Source organism: Litorimonas sp. WD9-15 (assembly GCF_050271975.1).
Lineage (GTDB): Bacteria > Pseudomonadota > Alphaproteobacteria > Caulobacterales > Maricaulaceae > Litorimonas.
The window spans coordinates 2,083,049-2,102,267 of sequence record NZ_CP189850.1; the positions used below are offsets into that span (position 1 = coordinate 2,083,049).

A 19,219-nucleotide genomic window follows, 5' to 3' on the forward strand; every position below is an offset into this window, starting at 1 on the left:
GGGTATGAAATTGATCTGTCACCCCAATTCGCCCTATGCTCGCAAGATCATGATCCTCGCCCGGATTTCCGGGATAGAGTTGGACGAAGTTCAGCCGGAAAAAGACGGGGCAAATGGGTATAAGGCGGGTGATAATCCGCTCGGAAAAATTCCGTCATTGGAATGGAAGCCAGGGCAGTTCCTTTTCGATAGCCCGGTTATTTGCGAATATCTGGATGCGCAACGCGATATTCCGCTTCTGCCGAATGAGGGTCACCCCCGTGTCTTGCAGCTCTGGCAGCACGCTTTGGGCGACGGCCTATCTGATGCTATTTATAGCTACCGATATGAGACGGTCCGACCCGTGGAGCTTCACTGGGACGAAATGATTGCGCGCCATGAAGCGTCTATCCGCAATAGCGTTATGACACTGGACCGTATTTGCGAATGGCTTCGCGGGCCGTGGACCTATGGAAATTTGGCCATAATCTGCGCCTTGGATTATGCGGATTATCGTGCCGCGCATATTGGCTGGCGAGAGATTGCGCCGAGACTTGCGGATTGGCATGCGACATTCGAAGCTGACCCGGCCTACCAAGACACATACGCCTATGGAGCAGCCTTATGATCAAGCGCGCGTTATTCGTTATATTTGGCCTGCTGGCGCTATGTGTGTTGGCCTTCTTCGTCTGGCCGGAGTCCCGCTATCAGGCCTATCAGGTCAGTGCAGCTTACCAGAAGCAAGTGGATGCCTTTGTCGTTCCTGAGATGCCGTCTGATTGGCAGTGGAGCGCCTTCGTCGGTGATGACGGTATTCGTATGCGGTGGGGGCAGACCGGAAATGCGGATGCCGCAAAGGCGACGGTCGTTATCGTGCCGGGATATACGGCGACATTGGATATGTACGGGGAACATGTGCGCGATTTGGCGGCGCGCGGGTATCATGTTCTCGGATTTGATTTACGCGGGCAGGGTGGGTCAGAGCGTCCCCGCGTCGGGCAACCGGAAAAATTGTTGATTGACGATTTCTCACGCTATTCCAATGAGTTGTCAGACTTTATTCAATCCCGAAACCTGCCGGAAAACCGCCCTGTCATCGTCATGGGCATGTCCTTTGGTGGGCATGTTGCGGCGCGTATGGCGGGCGATCACCCTGAGACAGCTGACGGGCTCTTGCTTCTGGCGCCTGCACTGAAACCTAAGGCGGGTGACATGACATTTGAAGAGGCTGCAAAGCTTCTGACGTGGGGTCGGAAACTTGGGAAAGATACGCGTTATCTCCCAGGTGGATCAAATTGGACGCCTTATAACGAGCAGAACCTATTACAGGCCGGTATCGAACATTGTTCATCAAACCCAAAACGTCTCCCGCTTCGCGACGCGATATTCACACGGAAGCCGGAACAGCGTGTCGGTGATGTGACCTTCAATTGGGGCGGAGAATTTTATGAGAGCAGTCTATATGTGCGCGACGCCGGATATCCGGAGTCAATTGGGCTGCCTGTAACGATGATCCACGCGGAGTTGGATAATTTTGTCGACACAGATGAGAATAAACTCATCTGCAACACCCGTATGCCGAATTGCCAATCATTGCCAATCGCGGGAACAGGACATTGCCTCCCGCAGGAAAGCGATGCTGTTCTTGAAGAGATTTTTGACGCTTTGGACGGCGTGCTGGGCCGCATTCAAAACTGAACGGATTAGAACTTTAGGAAATCTGGAATATCGTCACCGAATGGCGTCTTGCCGGGTTTCGATTTCTGAACGGACTTCTTACTGTCGGAATTCCGATTTGAAGACGATTTCCGAGAGGAATTGCGAGAATTTCTGGATTTTGGTTCTGCCTCTTCTCTCGGCTTATCGTTTGAACGACTGCGTGAACGCGGCTCACGCTTTGGAGCCTGCTCTTTTTTCTCTTCAACCGTTTTGGTAGGTGCTTTTTTCTTGCCCGGAGCGGCGCGCCGACGGGAACTGGACCGTTCCCGCTTTGGCTTTGGAGCCTCTTCTTCAGGCGCGGATTTAGTTTCAATGTCTTTTGGTTTATCCCGTCCAGGCGCAGGCTTGCGGCGTGGGGCAGGGCGTCGACGTTCGGCAGGTTTCCGGGCCTCTTTTTTCCGCGGCGCTTCAGTTGATTCTACGGGTTCTTCTGATTTTCTCTTGGAAGACTTCCGCTTTGGTTTCGATACTTTATCTGTCGAACTTATATTGTCGTGATAGCTACCGTCATCGCGTTGTCCGCGATTGCGCCCGCCGCGTTTATCATCACGACGTCCACGGCCTTTGCCGCCATCGCGCCCGCCACGGCGTTTACGCCCGCCTGCATCTTTCGGGAAATCCTCAATACCGGGAATCTCCATTTCCTCGATTTCCTTCACCTTAATCAGGTTCAGGATGTCGTTATAATTACCTTCATCCAGACGCGCGACAAGCATGATGGCGTCGCCCTTACGGCCTGCGCGACCCGTCCGGCCAATCCTGTGCACATAGTCCTCCGAATGGTTCGGGACGTCATAGTTGAACACATGGCTGACTGTCGGGACATCGAGTCCCCGCGCGGCCACATCAGACGCGACAAGATATTTAATCTCACCGTTGCGGAAGCGGTTCAGTGTTTCCGTCCGCAGGCTTTGTGCCAAATCACCGTGGATAGGCGCAGCGTCATGGCCGTGAACGTTCAGGGATTTCGCGACGATATCGACATCGCGCTTTCGGTTGCAGAAGATGATACCGTTATCGACGTCTTCCTTGTCGATAATCCAGCGCAGCGCTGTGCGCTTTTGCTTCGCATCAGAGGAGGGCATCCGCACGATACGTTGCGTCACCGTCTTGGCGGTCATATTCTTGCGCGCGATTTGGATGGAGACGGGCTGATGCAGGAATTGATCGACGAGGCGTTTGATCTCGCTCGGCATCGTGGCTGAGAAGAATAGGACTTGACGCGTAAAGGGCGTCATATCGAAAATCTTTTCAATATCGGGAATGAAACCCATATCCAACATACGGTCAGCTTCATCCACGATTAACGTTTGCACGCCTGTCATCAGGATTTTACCGCGCTCGAACTGGTCAATCAGACGACCGGGCGTCGCGATGAGGATGTCGACACCCTTCATGAGTTTGCGGTCTTGTTCAGCAAATGAGACGCCGCCAATTAAGAGTGCCATTTCGAGCTTCAAATATTTACCGTAAGCCTCAACATCCTTCGCAACCTGTGCCGCGAGTTCACGTGTTGGACAGACGATAACGCAACGTGGCATACGGGCACGGGCGCGACCCTTGGCTAATTTATGCATCGTCGGGAGTGTAAAGGCTCCCGTCTTACCTGTGCCCGTTTGGGCAATTCCGAGCACGTCGCGTTGTTGCAGTGCGGCCGGTATGGCTTTGGCTTGGATCGGGGTCGGGTTGACATAGCCGAGGTCGTCCAAGGCTTTTAGGATTTTCAGGTCAAGGCCGAGCTCTTTAAAGGTCACGGTGACCTTTGCGTCGGCATCAATTTCTTCGGGCGTATTGTCGGTCAAGCTATAGTGCGCTTTTCGGGCTTGGCGCGCGGACGATCCGCGGGCCTTTGTGAATTTGCCGCAACATAGGGTTCAACGCCCGCAGGTCAAGCAAACACCTCGCTAGCGGTACTTATGCGGACGTTGATCCGTGTTGAGCGGATTATAACGATCACGCAGCGCGGTTATGCGTGAGTCCATCGACATGACTTCGCCGTCAATCGTGACAGCAATTGGAGCCGATGTCGCATTAAGCGGGTCCCCATCCCAAACGACAACTGTCTCCGACTCGACACCGAACCATGAGGCAGGAACCGAGCTGATAGCGGCAAAGGCCGTACCCCAGTCCAAGCCCTCGCCAACAGCATTCCCCGCATGTTGTGCCAGCGAAGCGGGTTTGACCACGCGGAATGAAGATAGATTCGCAATCGCGTAATCGACGCCCGCTTCTTCGAGGAAGAGAACATTGTCGATGCGCGCGCCAACAGCTTCGAAGGATGTAGGGAGATTGTGAAGCGGATCGATGATGACGCGGATATCTGCATCCGCCAATTCATCCGCCACATCCCACGCTTCTGTCGCCCCTACAACGATAATGTCGAGGTTCGGATTTTCATCTTTTAAGCGGATAATTGCAACAAGGTCTGATGCGCGGTCGGCCTGTATCATCATCGGGATGTCGCCATTGACCGCACTGCGCAGCGCATTGGCATCTTGACGCGAGAGGGCATCGCCCCCATCGGGCGCATCATTGTAACGGCGGAAGAACCCTTCCGCATCAGAAATGGCGGCGCGAAGTTGCGCCATAGCGGCCGCGCGGGATCCGCCTGCGCGTGCGCCGCCGGCTTCCCCAAGTGAGAGAAAGACAAAGGCGTCTTCGATCAGCACAGAGTCAAATTCACCTGTCAGAGAGATAACCGCTCCCGTTCCAGCAAAAATACTTCCACTTGATGTACCGGGCGCAACCACGGCATGGGTTACACCGCGTCCACGCGTATTGGCGATATAGGGTGAGCGAGGATTGAAACTGTCAGCGGCGCGTTCGGACACGGATGTCGGCGCATCTTCCGCGCTAATATCGTTTCCACGACCGGCAGATCCGAGATCGGTAAGACCGAGGGTCGACATGGGCGCAAACAGGCCGGGTGTGACCCAGGCACCGGAGACAGTCTCGGCACCTTGTGGAGCCGTGAGATTTGCGCCCTCTTGGACAATCGCGCCATCCGCCCAAATAATATCTGACGTGACGCGCTGACCTTTGGCATCAACGATGGTCGCGTCGTCCAAAAAAACTGTCTGCGCAGAGGCGGCAGGGGCGAAGAATGCTATGGCACTGGCGAGTAGAAGCGCTCTCATCGGACACCCTCCGAAAGATCGGCATGGCCGAGGCGGAAATCACTTTTCGGTTTTAGGCCGGTTTCTCGGTCATATAGGATGGCCCCGTCAATCATGACCTTATCGGGTCTAGCGTAGGCACTGAACGGATCGCCATTCCACACAACAATATCGGCGCGTTTTCCAGCTTCCAGTGTGCCCGTTTCATCGAGAATGCCGAGCGCTTTGGCGGGGTTTGTGGATAGCCATTGCCACGCTTCAGCTTTGGAAATATCCAGTCCCGCGCGGTTGCCATCAGACCATGTCTTCGCAACTTCCTGATTCAGGCGCTGCACATTATTTTCGTCATCAGAATGGATCATCGCGCAGGCCCCAGCCGCATGGACGAAGGGCACATTCTCGCGAATATAGTCATAGCTTTCCATTTTGAACGAACCCCAATCCGCCCACATCGCGGAGCAGACATCGTTATCAGCGAGGATGTCACCGATTTTATAGGATTCGACGGCGTGGTGGAATGTCGTGACCTTGTAATCAAACTCCTTCGCGATATCGAGAATTTGGACCATTTCATCCGCGCGGTAGCAATGCATGTTGACGAGGATTTTGCCGTCCAGAACATCGGCCAGCGTTTCGAGTTGCAGGTCGCGTTTATAGTCGCCGCCCTTATCCCGTTTGGCCTTATATTCCGCCGCCTTTATCCAGTTTTTGCGATAACCCGCCACATTACCCATACGTGAGGCAGGACCGCCTTTCGCACCGTAGACGCGTTTCGGATTTTCGCCGCAGGCCATTTTGAGTGTTTCCGGCGCATCCGGGAACTTCATCCCTTGCACAGTGCGTGAAGGGACATTGCGAAGGGTCACACCCTTGCCGCCAAAGAGGTTGGCCGAACCGGGTAGAATGTGAAGGGTCGTTACACCGCCTTGCAGCGCTTCGTCAAAGCCCGGATCCTGTGGCCAGACACCGTGTTCGGCATCGACTTCGGATGTGATCGGGCTGGTCGCTTCATTCCCGTCACCATGGGCGCGGACACTTGGTGTAGGGTAATTGCCGAGATGTGAATGGATATCAATAATACCGGGCGTTACGAAACGTCCCTCTACATCAATCTCCGTTGCGTCATCCGGAACCTCGCCCGTGCCGACAAAAGCAATTTTCCCATCTGCGACGAGCAGGTCACCCTCGCGAATTTCTTTGCTTACCCCGTCAATCAGTTTCGCGTTTTTCAGTAGAACCGTATTGGAGGGTTGCGGTGAATAAGTGCTAGGGAAGGCCAAGGCCTTATCAGATTTTTCAGCTGCCTTGTTTTCAGATGCCGGTTGACAGGCGGCCAATGCGGCGAGTGTGAGGGTCAGAGGAACGAGATAATTTTTCATGATTCCGTCATGTTCAATCAAAAGCCCCGCGTCAATCGAAACGCGCCTCAACTGCGAGCGCTTTTTTCAACTTTTCTTGATATGTGTCGCGCGGAATTTCAATTGCCCCGAGTGAGGCGAGGTGATCGGTGATGAATTGGGTGTCCAGAAGAACAAAACCTCGCTTATTGAGATGTTCGACGAGGTGTATCAGGGCGAATTTCGACGCATTGGTGGCGCGACTAAACATGCTCTCGCCAAAAAATGCGCCGCCCTGACTGACGCCGTAGAGCCCGCCGACGAGTTGCTTGCCCTGCCAGACTTCGACACTATGGGCTTCGCCGCGATGGTGAAGGATCGTGTAGAGGCCCTCAATGCCGTGACTGATCCATGTGTTCTCCCGTGCTTCGGCGCAGGCTTTGATCACGGCGGGAAAGTCAGTATTTAATGTGACGCGCAAATCTGTTTGCCGCCGGAATTTCCGCATGGATTTGGAAATGTGCAAAGCGTCCAGAGGGAGAATTCCGCGCATTTCAGGATCAACCAAGAAGAGCCTTTCATCCGTGCGGTCATCCGACATCGGGAAGATGCCGTGACGATAGCACTTGATGAGCGCGTCCGGCCCGAAGCCTTGTTCCATCTTATTCAGCTTGATCCGATTGCAGGGGCTGTCCGGTCTTCGCCATATTTGCCTTAAGCTTGGCTTTCAATTTCCGGACATCTTCGGCCCAGATGAACCCGAAACTGACGCAACCGTCTTTTGTATGCGCGGCATGGTGCAGACGATGGGCCTGCACGAGGCGTTTCATATATTTCCCGCGGGCTTTGCGCGGAAAGGGCAGGCGGCGATGGACAAGGCCGTCATGCACAACGGCATAGAGAATGCCGTAAAGTGTCAGGCCAAGCCCGACATACCAGAGCCAGCTCACGCCCATGGACCCTGCGATAAAACACCCTGCGGCGATGAAACTGAAGACAACGGCATAGAGGTCATTCTTCTCGAAGTGCCCCTCCGTCTCGGTGTGGTGGCTCTCATGCCAGCCCCAACCCGGACCGTGCATCACATATTTATGGATGGCCCACGCGAAAATCTCCATGCCGATGACGGAGGCGATGACGATGCCAGAATTTATCAAAATACTCACGTTATGCGCTCCCGCTTGCGCGTCGGAAGACGCCACCACGGTTCATGCGGATAGAGATGATGTTCATGGTGATAACCGAAATGGAAACAGGAAAAGAGCGATGCGAGATAACTGAACTCATTCGTGCGAGCATTATGCTCGTCGGGGAAGTCTTCCGCATGGCGATGGGTCAGATATGTCCCGAAATAGAAAAGCTGCATGGAGGACAGAATGGCTGGCACAGCCCACATCACAATCGTATTGAGATAGCTCGCGCCCAGCAAAATATAGGCGACTGTAAATCCGACGAGGATCAGGACTTGCGGCCACCCAAAATAGGTCAGGAAGAACTTCGCGTACCAAGGCCAGAAAGCTCTCGGATTCGCTGCGTTAAAATCGGGGTCATCCTCTGTGCCAGAATAATCATGATGTGCGTGGTGCGCTTCTCTCATCTTGCGCCAGTTAAATCCGGCATAGACGAACAGAACGGATGTCCCGATGATCGCGTTTAGTTTTGGCCGTCCTGGCGCTAGGGAGCCATGCATCGTATCATGCGCAACAATAAACACGCCCGTGTAAAGCCAGCACTGTAGGGCGATGAGGCCAACGGTCTGCCAGATTGGGGCAGAAAGGTTATGCGCAAAGACGCTATAAATATGGACCGTTGCCCAGCCACCGACAATGAGGACCGCCAGAGGCAAGCCCAGATTAAAAGCTGTCTTCTGTTCAACGGCAGAGGCCAATCAAACTCTCCTCATCTTGTGCGAGATAAATGCGGCAAGTGCGAGCAGTATTGCTGCACATCCAAATAGTACACACCAGACGATTAACAGGTCGATGACGGATTGTCCCCGTGCCAAAATGCCATAGAAGGCCTCAATCGACCAATAGTTTGGTGTGGCAATCCCGATTTGCTGCAACCAACCCGGCATCATAAAACGTGGGACCATCGATCCACCCACTGCAGAGAGCAATAACACGGTAAATGTACTCACCGCGTGCATCTGCGCCTGTGTCTTGCAAAGTGAGGCGACGAGGAGTGACAGTGCGGAGGCCAACATGGCCGTGCCAATACAGGCGAATAGCACGGGGCCGATATGCGACAGTATCGGAACTTCGAAAAAGATCTGTGCGACGCCGCAAATGATGGCGGCTTGGAGAAAGCCGATAAAGCTCAGAAAGACAAACTTCCCCATCAACATCCCCATCGCGCCGGAGGGCCCGACCATGAGGCGGTCGCTGATCCCGTTGCGCCGTTCCTCAATCGAAATGGCCGCGCCCTGCATGGCGGAGAAGAGCAGAAAGAGAATAGCTGTGCCCCCGATGTAATATGTGACGGATGGGTCTTTCATTATCGTTTTATCTGCATTGCCAAGTGCGGAGACAGTTTCGAACAATTCAGATGTATCTCCGCCCCGAATGGAGGCGAGATTTTGTCTAATCTGACCTTTGAGAACATTCGCGGCAACCGTTCGGCTGGGGTCTTCGATGATGCGAATAGAGGGTGCGGACTTATCCATGATATTACCAATCAGGACGAGCCCCACATCTTCCTGCCCTAATCGAACGCGTTCTGTGACGTCCGCAGATGTCCAGTTCTCTTCATAAGCGACTGAAATCAGATCACTGTTTTTTAAATTATCAGCAAAAACACTGGAAGCCGGACTGTCGGTATCAACTGCCATGGCAATACGCATATCCAGATTTCCGCCTGATGCGTTAGAGAATATCGCCGCAAAAACGGCAAAGATAAATCCGGGCAGGACGAAGGCCAGCAATAGCGCGCCCTTGTCCCGCCAGAGACGGAGCCACATGATTTTGAAGACGGCGCCGATCATGCCGCCAGCTTTCCGGTTTTCTCGATTCTGTGCATCAAAGCGGTCAGGCCGGGACGGCGGACGCTGATTTCACGCACAAGATCGTCTTGCCCTTGTAAGGCGGTTAGGAAAGCGGAAACAAAACTGACTTCATTCGCATCGGTCATCGCGACCCAGACTGTCGGTAATTCGCCTTGCTTAAACTCGAAAGGTTTCATCGCGGACATGACTTCGGATGCGGGCGGTGTGGCGTAGCGCACCATAACTTCGCGTTGCCCCTGAAAGCTGCGTTCTAAGAGGCGGGCCGGGGGCTCAAAGGCGAGACGTCTTCCGTCGCACAGGACGAGGACTTTATCGCAAAGCGCTTCGGCCTGTTCCAGCTCATGGGTGATAAGGATGACGGCTTTTCCCTGTTTCGCCAATGTGCGGGCGAGGCGGTGGACCGTATCCCGCGCGGGCGCATCAATCCCCGCGGTCGGTTCGTCGAAGATGACGAGGGCGGGGTCCGTCAAAATGGCCGCCGCGACATTGATCCGGCGCTTCATCCCGCCTGACATGTCGGAGACGCGAGTGTTGGCATGTTTCGTCATTTCGACGGATTTCAAGGCTTTAGCGATGGCGTCTTTGTCTTTCAGCCCGAGCAACCGTCCCATGACCTGCAAATTCTCGCGGGCCGTCAGATGGGCGTAGAGCCCTATATCCTGCGGCACGAGGGCGATATGGCGGCGGCGGTCCGTGCCGCGGTGCAAGGCTGTGTCCGAGACGGAGAGTTGGCCTTTCACATCCACTCGCCCGCACAGTGCCTTGATAAAGCTTGTTTTTCCGGCTCCATTCGGGCCAATCACACCGACGAGTTCGCCTGGCGCTATGTCGACGCTCAACCCGTCCAAAGCCGTGTGTTTGCCATAGCGGACCGTCAGGTCTTTCGCTTGCAGGATGGGCGTTCTGGACTGAATATCAGGCGCGGAGAAAGGCAAACTGATGGTCCAGAATAGCGGTCAGCGTGTCGAGATTACTCAATTCCGCGCGTTTCAGCGCGGCTTTGGCAGAGGCGAGATAGTCGTTCAATTTTGCTTTGGATGCTTCTGATCCCGCCACAGCCAGAATGGTCGCCTTGCCAATATCGCGGCCCACAGATTTCTCGGCTTCGTCATCACTCATGACCGAGTCCTTCACATCATCCAGCAACTGGAAAGCGAGGCCGAGATGATAGGAAAAGTCTTTCAACGCCGCGCGTTGCGAGGCGTGCATGCCGGAGAGTATGGCCGCGGACTCAACGCTGAAATCGAACAATGCGCCCGTCTTCAATGTGTTCAACCGTTCAATCTCGGCAATGCTCGCGCTTTGGTCCGTATTGGCGAGGTCGGCCATTTGTCCGGCGATGAGGCCTTTGGACCCGACGGCGTAAGACAGCAGGTCGATCATCTCGACGCGGGCTTCCGGCGTGACGGCATCCAATCGCGAAAGTACGCCGAACGCGCGGTTGAGCAAGGCCGTCGCGGACAGGATCGCCGTGCTTTCATCAAAAGCAATATGCGTTGTGGGTTGGTTTCTGCGCAATTCCGCATCATCCATACAGGGCAAGTCGTCGAGAATGAGTGAGGCTGCATGGACCATTTCCGCGACACAGCCCGTCGAGATCGCCGCATCCAGCAGCGCGCCAGTTTCCGCGCCGCCGCCTTGTGCGATGAACACACAGAGGAGCGGGCGGAACCGCTTGCCGGGGGAGAGCAGGGCGTGGCGTTGCGCTTCATGCAATCGAGCGGGCCAAGTCTGTCCGGAGGGCACGACATCCGAAAGTCTTGCCTCGATCAACCGACGCATGGTTACGACGCTGTCTTCAATCGAATTCTGTGTGAGGGGTATGGCCAACGATTTGTCCCGAACGAAAAGAGTCGTGCATCTTTTGGCACACTCAAGGGGCGTGTGAAAGGCTTAGGCGCAATCCTCTTCAATTCGCTTTTCATTGACGAGTTTCAATAGTTCCGCCGCCGCCTGCGCATCGCAAAGCGCGCGATGGTGGCTGGTCAGGTCGATGTGAAATTCACGGCAGAGGTTTTTGAGCGAGTAGGATTTATAGCCCGGATAGAGCTTCCGCATGGAGGAACAGGTGCATATTTTCGGATGGCGGAAGTGGCGGTCCACCATCTGGAATTCCGCGCTAATAAATCCGTAATCGAAATTGACATTATGCGCGGCGAAAATGGCGTCGCCCATAAACGCGGCGAAGCTTTCCGCGACTTGCGCAAAGACGGGGGCGTCGGCGACCATGTCATTTGTGATACCCGTGATGCGCGTGATATTGGCGGGGATAGAACGCTGCGGATTAATGAGGGATGACCATTCATCAATGACCTCGCCGCCCTTCATTTTCACAGCGCCGATTTCCGTAACGCGGTGCAGACCGGGGCGACCACCCGTTGTTTCGACATCCACGACGACATAGGTCTGGTCCGGATCGACTTTCCACGTGACTTGCAAAATATCCGCGCGGAAACCCGCCGCGCGAAGCTGGCGCAGCCGTGTGAGTTGGTTTCTACGGATAACATCGCCCGTCGCCTTGATTTCGATAAACCGCGCAACGCCGTCCTCCACTACCATCAGATCGGGAAAGCCGTCCTTCGTCCCGCGCCAATCCTGCGCCATGAGGCGGAGCATATGGGCTATCGCACCCTTTGGCGCATGTTCCACCATGGCCTGAACGCGGTCGAGTGATTTCGATCCCCAATGGACGAGGCTCTGATTCTCGCCGAAATGGGCTGTCAGCGTTTTGAGCAGTTTAATCATGACGAGATGTGGTGTGTCGAGATCAGCCAGCTTGGCTTCAATCGCATCCGTATTTTCATCGTAGAATGTGCCGGCTTTCAACGCGGCTGGCATCCGTCGGGGAGAATCGACTTCAAATAGTTCATCCCAGAACAGCAGGCCAAACAGATTTCGCCACGGGCGGTTCTCGGTTCGGAAACAGATGAGGCCCTGATCCTTGAAATGACGCATGGCGGCGCGTTCAGGCTGGTTGCGGAAAGCCTCGTCCAGTTCCAGCGTCTCCGCCCCGCGCAGAATGTCTGTGACGGTGGAGGTGCGCTTTTTCTTGAACTTCCGCGCGTAGAAATCCTGCGCGAAGGCGTGTTCCTCATCAGACGCAGGATTTTCAATCATCGCTTCCAGCCGTGATTTCACCCAATCCTTGTCACCCTGTTTATAGCGCAGACGCACCACGCGTTCGTTACAGCGCGGCGTATCGGACCGCGCATAGACGGTGAGTGCGGTCTCCAGATCTCCGCGCCGTTCCGACAACCCGCCCAGTTTTTGCAGCAGCTTATCGCGGTCGCCCGTGCTCTGATGGCAGAGCGGGTCCGGCCATTCCGTGATGGATCGGACGAGCGAGTCTATGGCGGGGCCATCCTCATTGCGGAAACTTTGCAATCCGCGGGCATAGAAAAAGGCGGTTTTGGCTGTGTCCTGACAGTTAAACCGCGTCCCGTATTGCCCCTCATTTTTCGGCAGTTTCACAAGGCCCAGATCGCGCAGGGTCAGGCTCTGCAAACTCTGCTCAATCTTGCCGAAATAGAGGTAGAGGAGGTAGTCAAGACAGTCCGTTCTGCCTTGGACGAGGGTGGTGTCCGCGATCGTGAGGTCGTCGAAATCGACCTTGTTCAGCCCGACCTCGACCATCTGCGCCTTTTTCCAAGACTTCTTATACTCCGTCTCGCAAACATGATCCGACAGCAGAACCGTCAGGTCGGGCTTGCAGAGTGTATTGAGATAGTCGCGGAAATGACTGCGGCTAACCGGCTGCGTAAAACCGCGTTCGCGCAGCAGAACATATTGGTCCAGCAGGTTATCAATCTCATTATAATCGAATTTATCCACATGGAATACGCGGCCCTTGCGGCTGCAGAGACGGACATAGGCGCATTGGGCGGGAAAGGGTAGATCGCGGAAATCATTGATGAAGGCACTATCCGACTCGCCGAGAAGTTCGGCAAAGCTCGCCTCAATAGACTCCAGCAACCCGCTGAAATTCTTATGGTAATAGAATTGCGGCAAATCCTTCACCGACCATGCTGTGCCGGATCGCGCGCGGCGATAGCGTCTCTGTTCGGCACGGATATGACTGTGCGAGGCTAGAGGCGGCACGTCGCACCCATATCTCTATCCACAGAATTACTCACAATCTCATCCCCTGATGTCGAGTTGCGAACAAAGACGGAACGCAGCTTCTCGTCAAGAGACTTCGACGATTTTTACAGATGAAAGCAAGCGCGGGCTGCAGAGCTAAGTCAGTCTGTCGCGGTCAGTAGCCCTGCTGCCCAATCCGTAGATCACGTTCTAATTGGTTCGGCGCCGAATTATTATCCAGTCTTGCGCGGTAAACCTGCATATTTTCCAACACGCGCTGGACGTAATTTCGTGTCTCGGAGAAGGGGATTTTCTCGACCCAATCAATCGGGTCGACCTGACCGCTGCGCGGGTCTCCGTAATCTTTAATCCATGTCTTCGCGCGGTGCGGTCCGGCATTATAGCTGACGGCGGCGAGAATATAGGACCCGTCCCAGCGATCGAGCAGATCGTTAAGATGCAGCGCCCCCATCTTCGCGGCGTAATCCCCGTCAGACGCCAAGCGGTCACGGCTATATTTAATCCGGTGCTTCCGCGCCGTCGCCTTCGCCGTCGGGTCAATCATCTGCATCATGCCGTAAGCGCGGGCGGAACTGACTGCATTCGGCGCAAATTCAGACTCCTGTCTCGCAATCGCATAAACGAAGGCGTGTTCGAATGTGTCAACGGGCAGGGCGTCAATCGACGAGACCTTCGGATAACCGCTTTCCGTCAACATGGATTGGAACCGTCCCGCCTGTTTCGCAGCGCGCAAGGAGGGCCGCATGAAGCCGTAATCTTCGGACAGATCAGACAGAAGTGAGAGCTTGTCCAAGACATCTACGTCATCATCCAGATGATAGGCAAGTTGCGAGAAGAGACGTTCCTCGCCCGCTTCGCCGAGCAGATGCAGTGCTCTCACGCGATTGTCGGCCTGAAATTCGATTTTGGACGCTTCCGAGACGAATTCGGCGGGCAGGGTTACGCGATGCGTCGCACCCTGAACTTCCAAGCCTGCGAGCATACCGTAATAAGTGTTCGGATATTGCGCGGCTTCGAGATAATGCAGGTCCTGCTGCCCGTCTTGATACCCGTCCGGCGTCGCTTCGTGTGCACGACCCAACCAGTAATTAGCACGTGCCAGGGAAATCGGGGAGCCCACACCGTCGCGCAGCCGCGTAAAATGCCGAATGGCGCGATCCGGGTCTCGCAATTCCGTGAGGGCTAACCAACCCGCCAGAAATTCCGCTTCTGCAAATTCTGTCCCGCGATCAAATCCGTGATGCAGGGTCAGCTGATAGGCTTCCTCCATCTTACGCTCTTTGATCGCCCAATATGTCATGATCTTTTTCTCACGCCACATGGCTTTCTTGCCGAGCTCTGACTGAGGCGCTTCGCGGACTGACAGATAGACGGGCAGAGCGTAAGACTTCGTTTTCTTCCGCCGCCGCCAGCGCGCGCGCTCATAGACCAGTCCGGGGTCCGATTGCAGACTATTCGGCACGGCGCGAATAGCGGCATCCATGCCCGAGGCATTTCGGTGCAATTTCATCCGCGCATTCATCAGGGCCCGATCATTTCGTCCCATGTGAGAGAGCAGGGCATTCGCTTTCGCGTAATGTCGCGTGCCGAGCCAAATCAGATGATCCGCCCGCGCTGCATGGTCTTCTTTGGTGAGCTTGCTCTTATATTTTCCAAACACCGTTTTCTGCCGATCCCGCGTCAGGCGGCTTTCGCGCCAACCGAGTTGAAGATATTTGTCGCCCAAGGCGGTATTCCCGAGCGCGTAATGTGCCCCGGCGAGTGCAATGCGGCCTTCACCTGAAACGGGTTCCGTCCGCCCGAACCAGCCCATGATCTTCGGGGCTGACCAAGTTTCGTCAAACATCCGGCGCTCGGCTTCGGCACGAACTGCGACAAGGCGCGGCCAATCCGCCATATTCTTGTGAACATATTCAAGCGTGTCGAGCGGAGCATTCCGGTCCCGTGCCGCCCTGACCCAGCGTAATGTATCTTTGGCGACCGGATCGTTGAGGCGGGAAATCACGCGCGCCACCTCTGACCAACGATCTGCACGCGCCGCGGCCAAACCCTGGCGGAATAATGTTGCATCATTGGGTGTGAGATAGGTCGAAAGAGAAGCGGGCGCAGGTTTCAAACGGGGTGAGGGAATGGAGGCTGAAACAGGTCCTGAAACCGCAAGGGCTAAAATCACGCTAGAAATTGCCGCAATTGCAGTCCGTTTTCTGTCTTTTTTTTCCCACATGGACTTTCCTATGACTAATCGGGTTCCACATCGCAGAGACGTTATAAACCGTATCTTGAATCACTTACCGAAACAGCGTTATCAGGCGCTGATACGGGCCTACACAGAAAACCACGAAAGACAAACATGATTAAAGGGTCGATTACAGCGCTCGTCACGCCATTTAAAGATGGCGGATTGGATGAGCAGGCATTTCAGGATTTTGTCGAATGGCAAATTGCATCCGGCACGCATGGCCTCGTTCCCTGCGGGACAACGGGCGAAAGCGCGACGCTCACCGATGCGGAACATCAACGCGTCATCCGTCTCTGTGCAGAGGCCGCCAATGGCCGCGTGCCTGTTGTGGCAGGCGCAGGCTCGAATGAAACACGCGTCTCCATCAAATATGCGCAACATGCCAAGGATATGGGCGCGGATGCGGCTCTCGTCGTGACGCCTTATTACAACAAGCCGAGCCAAGAGGGTATCTATCAGCACTTCAAAGCGATTTCAGAAGCTGTTGATATTCCGATTGTTGTTTACAATATCCCCGGCCGAAGCATTGTCGATATCACGCAGGACACGATGGAGCGTCTGTCCAAACTTCCAACTGTGATTGGGTGTAAAGACGCAACCGGTGAGGTCGAGCGTGTAGCGGGATTGACCGTTCGTTGTGGTGAGGATTTCATTCAATTGTCAGGTGATGATCCGACTTCGCTCGGGCATTCCGCGCATGGCGGGAAAGGCACTATTTCTGTCGGCTCGAATATCGCGCCAAAAGCTTATGCCGATTTTCACAATGCACTTCTTGCGGGCGAATATGCCAAGGCGCGTGAGATGAATGCCAAGCTAGATCGTCTGCACAAAGATCTCTTCGTCGACCCGAGTCCGGGCCCTGCAAAATATGCGCTGTCCCTCATGGGCAAGATGGAACCCACGGTCCGCCTGCCGATTACGGAATGCCGCGAGACCACGAAAGAGATCGTCAAAGCGGCCATGGCGCAAGCGGGAGTCACTTACTAGACATGTCCAGCAAGCATGGCGGCAGAAAGAAGAAGGCGGGTGTCAACGACACGGTGATCGCGGAAAACCGCAGGGCCCGCTATGACTATGCCGTCGAGGACACGATAGAGGCGGGTATCCAGCTCGTCGGGACAGAGGTCAAAGCCCTGCGGATGGGCAAAGCCAATATCGCCGAAAGCTACGTGTCCGTCGAAGGTAATGAAGCCTATCTCGTCAACGCGAATATTCCGATCTACGCGCCCGCCAGCCAGTTCAACCACCTGCCGACACGTCCGCGGAAGTTGCTATTGAAGCGCAAGCAGATCAATAATTTGATTGGTGAAACGCAGCGTAAAGGCCGCACGATCGTCGCACTAAAACTCTATTTCAACGAACGCGGACAGGCTAAGGTCCTGATCGCTTCGGTGACAGGTAAGCAGAATTACGATAAACGTGACACGCAGAAGAAACGCGATTGGCAAAAACAAAAAGCGCGTTTGATGCGGGAGAAAGGTTAGGCGTTTCCAGTGTTGATTGTCCCATTGTGGATAACAACACACTTTCCTACTTATCACACAACTCCCGTGCCCGTGCGAAAATGTCGAAAAACATCTCTTCCGTCAGGCGCTTCGTGTTCGTGTTATAGCGGGAGCAGTGATAGCTGGAGAGGAGCGTTCGCCCTGACCAATCTGCATATTCTGTTCCATGTCCGAACTTATGCGTTGAGAGTTTTAAGCCCAGAGCCCGCGCCGTGCTGTCATGGCTGATCTTGCCGAGGCAGAGCATGACTTTCAGCTCGGGCAGGGCGTTGAGTTGAGGTTTGAGGAAATGTTCGCGGCAGGTGTTGATCTCCGCGCCGACGGGTTTGTTTTGCGGCGGGACGCAGCGGACGGCATTGGTGATGACCGCGTTGACGAGCTCCAACCCGTCATCCGCAACTTTGTCATACTCGCCCTTGGCGAAGCCATATTCTTTCATCGCGGCATAGAGGAGGTCACCCGCCCAATCACCCGTGAAGGGTCGTCCCGTTTGATTCGCACCGTGCAATCCCGGCGCGAGGCCGATGACCATGAGTTTAGGGTCAGGTGAGAAGAAATTCGGCACGGGGCCGTTAAAATATGTCGGCAGTTTCTCTTTCTGCTCGTCAATAAATGCCGCGAGCCGCGGACATTTCCGGCAATTATACGGGGCGTTGATATTGTTTTTACTCATCGTCGTCGTGGTTCGTGTATTCGCGTTTCGGACGGCCGATCAATTGGCCCATATCGGAGACTTCGATGACAGCATCGGCTTGGCGGCGGAGTTCATCGGACAGCATGGAGGGGCGTGATTTCATAGAGGACAATACAGAGACACGGGTGCCTTTTTTCTGCACGGCTTCCACGGCGGCGCGGAAATCGCCGTCACCCGTGCAGAGGATGAGATGGTCAATGTGATCCGCAATCTGGATCATATCGACGGTCATTTCGATATCCATATCGCCCTTAATCCGGTTGCGGCCTTCGCGGTCCGTGTAGGATTTGGCGGGCTTTGTCAGGACGTGATATCCGTTATAATCCAGCCAATCAATGAGTGGTCGAATGGGGGAATAGTCGTCATGTTCCAGCAGGGCGGTGTAGTAATTTGCGCGGATGAGGCGGCCTTTTCCTTTGAAAAGCTCCAGCATCTTCTTGTAATCAATATCAAAATCGAGTGATTTACCGGTGGAGTAGAAATTTGCACCATCAATGAAAAGCGCAATGCGTTCGTCAGGATAGAAGGCCATATGTTACGGTCCATAAATAAAAATGAGTATGCAATATGACGAAAGCTCTTATCGGATTCGGTGCCAATTTGTCCAATCCGAAACAGACATTTCTGACGGCTTTGGATATGTTGGACGGGCATAGCGTAGAACTCCTGGCGCGCTCAAGCCTCTGGTCCTCTCCCGCTTGGCCTGCGGGGTCGTGTCAACCGGATTATATCAATGCGACGGTGAAGGTTGAGTTTGTGGGTGAGGCCGAAACGCTCTTGTCGATTTTACAGTCTGTTGAGATGGAGCTGGGGCGCGTCCGAAGCGTCAGAAATGCAGCACGGACTCTGGATCTTGACCTGCTGGTGTTTGGGAACACAGTGCAGGAAACTGACGCGCTTATTCTCCCGCATCCGCGCATGCTGGACCGCGCATTCGTTCTGCTTCCACTCTCTGAGATTGACGCGGTTTGGTTGCGGGATTTAGCGAAGCTTCCGAGCGCGCAAATTGACGAGATGCGCTATCTCGGCAACTGGTGATTTCGGTTGATTTTCACCGACATGCCGCCTAATGACGGCCCGAATAGACAGGCCGTTCTGATAGCGGCCTTTTTGTATTGGAGTTACCATGGCCCGCGTTACCGTTGAAGATTGCGTCGAAAAAGTCCCGAACCGTTTTGACCTCGTCCTGCTGGCGTCCCATCGCTCGCGTAATATTGCTTCCGGTTCGCCGCTGACAATTGACCGCGACAATGATAAAACGCCTGTTGTTGCGCTACGTGAGCTCGCAGACGAAACACTGGAACTCGACGAATTGCGCGAGTCACTTGTTGTTGGTCTGCAGCGCGTCATCCAAGACGATGATCTTCCGGAAGAGGAAGAGGCACCGGTCTTGGCGCTTGAGCACGGTGATGCGAAACAAACTGAGATGAACGAAGCTGACCTCCTTCGCGCCCTGCAAGGTGACCGTGATAACGACTCGTCCTCACGTTTCTAAGCGGATCAAAACTGCTTCAAAGAGCCGCCC

General features: G+C 54.7%; 19 protein-coding genes. 6 read left to right on the forward strand and 13 right to left on the reverse strand.

Going from position 1 to position 19,219, the window contains the following annotated elements; translation table 11 throughout:
- Positions 1 to 4 precede the first annotated feature (4 nt).
- Together ACP9M6_RS09745 and ACP9M6_RS09750 are read left to right on the forward strand one after the other, a co-directional pair.
- On the forward strand, positions 5 to 607 hold the full coding sequence (locus ACP9M6_RS09745; RefSeq protein ID WP_427450638.1) for a glutathione S-transferase N-terminal domain-containing protein: 603 nt from the start codon (positions 5 to 7) through the stop codon (positions 605 to 607).
- Positions 604 to 1,677, forward strand: a complete 1,074-nt coding sequence (locus ACP9M6_RS09750) for an alpha/beta hydrolase (protein WP_427450640.1) — start codon at positions 604 to 606, stop codon at positions 1,675 to 1,677. The genes ACP9M6_RS09745 and ACP9M6_RS09750 overlap by 4 nt, the downstream gene beginning before the upstream one ends.
- Before the next feature lie 5 nt (positions 1,678 to 1,682).
- Here ACP9M6_RS09750 and ACP9M6_RS09755 read toward each other — a convergent pair whose 3' ends face one another.
- The 11 genes from ACP9M6_RS09755 to ACP9M6_RS09805 all read right to left on the reverse strand — a co-directional run bounded on the left by ACP9M6_RS09755 (position 1,683) and on the right by ACP9M6_RS09805 (position 15,480).
- Positions 1,683 to 3,500, reverse strand: coding sequence for a DEAD/DEAH box helicase (locus ACP9M6_RS09755; RefSeq protein ID WP_427450642.1), 1,818 nt, complete (start codon positions 3,498 to 3,500; stop codon positions 1,683 to 1,685).
- A gap of 102 nt (positions 3,501 to 3,602) precedes the next feature.
- On the reverse strand, positions 3,603 to 4,835 hold the full coding sequence (locus tag ACP9M6_RS09760; RefSeq protein ID WP_427450644.1) for an amidohydrolase family protein: 1,233 nt from the start codon (positions 4,833 to 4,835) through the stop codon (positions 3,603 to 3,605).
- Positions 4,832 to 6,193: an amidohydrolase gene (locus ACP9M6_RS09765; RefSeq protein WP_427450646.1), complete on the reverse strand. Its 1,362-nt coding sequence runs from the start codon at positions 6,191 to 6,193 to the stop codon at positions 4,832 to 4,834. The genes ACP9M6_RS09760 and ACP9M6_RS09765 overlap by 4 nt, the downstream gene beginning before the upstream one ends.
- A 31-nt stretch (positions 6,194 to 6,224) precedes the next feature.
- On the reverse strand, positions 6,225 to 6,812 hold the full coding sequence (aat, locus tag ACP9M6_RS09770; RefSeq protein ID WP_427450648.1) for a leucyl/phenylalanyl-tRNA--protein transferase: 588 nt from the start codon (positions 6,810 to 6,812) through the stop codon (positions 6,225 to 6,227).
- Between the two features lies 1 nt (position 6,813).
- Positions 6,814 to 7,317 (reverse strand): sterol desaturase family protein, encoded by a 504-nt coding sequence (locus tag ACP9M6_RS09775; RefSeq protein WP_427450650.1) that lies wholly within the window; start codon positions 7,315 to 7,317, stop codon positions 6,814 to 6,816.
- Positions 7,314 to 8,039 carry a fatty acid desaturase gene (locus ACP9M6_RS09780; protein ID WP_427450652.1) on the reverse strand — a complete coding sequence of 242 codons (726 nt, stop codon included), beginning with the start codon at positions 8,037 to 8,039 and terminating at the stop codon, positions 7,314 to 7,316. The genes ACP9M6_RS09775 and ACP9M6_RS09780 overlap by 4 nt, the downstream gene beginning before the upstream one ends.
- The gene (locus ACP9M6_RS09785) at positions 8,040 to 9,134 is read right to left on the reverse strand and encodes an ABC transporter permease (RefSeq protein WP_427450654.1); all 1,095 of its coding nucleotides are present in this window, start codon (positions 9,132 to 9,134) and stop codon (positions 8,040 to 8,042) included. It abuts the gene before it with no gap.
- Complete coding sequence (locus ACP9M6_RS09790; protein WP_427450655.1) at positions 9,131 to 10,090, reverse strand: ABC transporter ATP-binding protein; 960 nt, start codon at positions 10,088 to 10,090, stop codon at positions 9,131 to 9,133. The genes ACP9M6_RS09785 and ACP9M6_RS09790 overlap by 4 nt, the downstream gene beginning before the upstream one ends.
- Complete coding sequence (locus tag ACP9M6_RS09795) at positions 10,071 to 10,985, reverse strand: polyprenyl synthetase family protein (RefSeq protein WP_427450657.1); 915 nt, start codon at positions 10,983 to 10,985, stop codon at positions 10,071 to 10,073. Before ACP9M6_RS09795 ends, ACP9M6_RS09790 begins: the two co-directional genes overlap by 20 nt.
- A 63-nt stretch (positions 10,986 to 11,048) precedes the next feature.
- The gene (locus tag ACP9M6_RS09800; protein WP_427450659.1) at positions 11,049 to 13,253 is read right to left on the reverse strand and encodes an exonuclease domain-containing protein; all 2,205 of its coding nucleotides are present in this window, start codon (positions 13,251 to 13,253) and stop codon (positions 11,049 to 11,051) included.
- A gap of 157 nt (positions 13,254 to 13,410) precedes the next feature.
- On the reverse strand, positions 13,411 to 15,480 hold the full coding sequence (locus ACP9M6_RS09805; protein WP_427450661.1) for a lytic transglycosylase domain-containing protein: 2,070 nt from the start codon (positions 15,478 to 15,480) through the stop codon (positions 13,411 to 13,413).
- A gap of 126 nt (positions 15,481 to 15,606) precedes the next feature.
- On the opposite strand from ACP9M6_RS09805, the gene dapA reads away from it, so the two are divergent.
- Both dapA and smpB read left to right on the forward strand, forming a co-directional pair.
- Positions 15,607 to 16,482 (forward strand): 4-hydroxy-tetrahydrodipicolinate synthase, encoded by an 876-nt coding sequence (dapA, locus tag ACP9M6_RS09810; protein WP_427450663.1) that lies wholly within the window; start codon positions 15,607 to 15,609, stop codon positions 16,480 to 16,482.
- A 2-nt stretch (positions 16,483 to 16,484) separates the two neighbouring features.
- Positions 16,485 to 16,979 carry an SsrA-binding protein SmpB gene (gene smpB / locus ACP9M6_RS09815; RefSeq protein ID WP_427450665.1) on the forward strand — a complete coding sequence of 165 codons (495 nt, stop codon included), beginning with the start codon at positions 16,485 to 16,487 and terminating at the stop codon, positions 16,977 to 16,979.
- 46 nt (positions 16,980 to 17,025) lie between these two features.
- Here the strand turns inward: smpB and ACP9M6_RS09820 are convergent, their stop codons facing one another.
- Together ACP9M6_RS09820 and ACP9M6_RS09825 are read right to left on the reverse strand one after the other, a co-directional pair.
- Positions 17,026 to 17,673 (reverse strand): uracil-DNA glycosylase, encoded by a 648-nt coding sequence (locus ACP9M6_RS09820; RefSeq protein WP_427450667.1) that lies wholly within the window; start codon positions 17,671 to 17,673, stop codon positions 17,026 to 17,028.
- Positions 17,666 to 18,226, reverse strand: coding sequence for an NYN domain-containing protein (locus ACP9M6_RS09825; protein WP_427450669.1), 561 nt, complete (start codon positions 18,224 to 18,226; stop codon positions 17,666 to 17,668). Before ACP9M6_RS09825 ends, ACP9M6_RS09820 begins: the two co-directional genes overlap by 8 nt.
- A 35-nt stretch (positions 18,227 to 18,261) precedes the next feature.
- Between ACP9M6_RS09825 and folK the strand changes: the two genes are divergently transcribed.
- Positions 18,262 to 18,732, forward strand: a complete 471-nt coding sequence (gene folK / locus ACP9M6_RS09830) for a 2-amino-4-hydroxy-6-hydroxymethyldihydropteridine diphosphokinase (protein ID WP_427450670.1) — start codon at positions 18,262 to 18,264, stop codon at positions 18,730 to 18,732.
- Between the two features lie 88 nt (positions 18,733 to 18,820).
- Positions 18,821 to 19,189 (forward strand): DNA-directed RNA polymerase subunit omega, encoded by a 369-nt coding sequence (gene rpoZ / locus ACP9M6_RS09835; RefSeq protein ID WP_427450672.1) that lies wholly within the window; start codon positions 18,821 to 18,823, stop codon positions 19,187 to 19,189.
- The last annotated feature ends 30 nt before the right edge of the window (positions 19,190 to 19,219 follow it).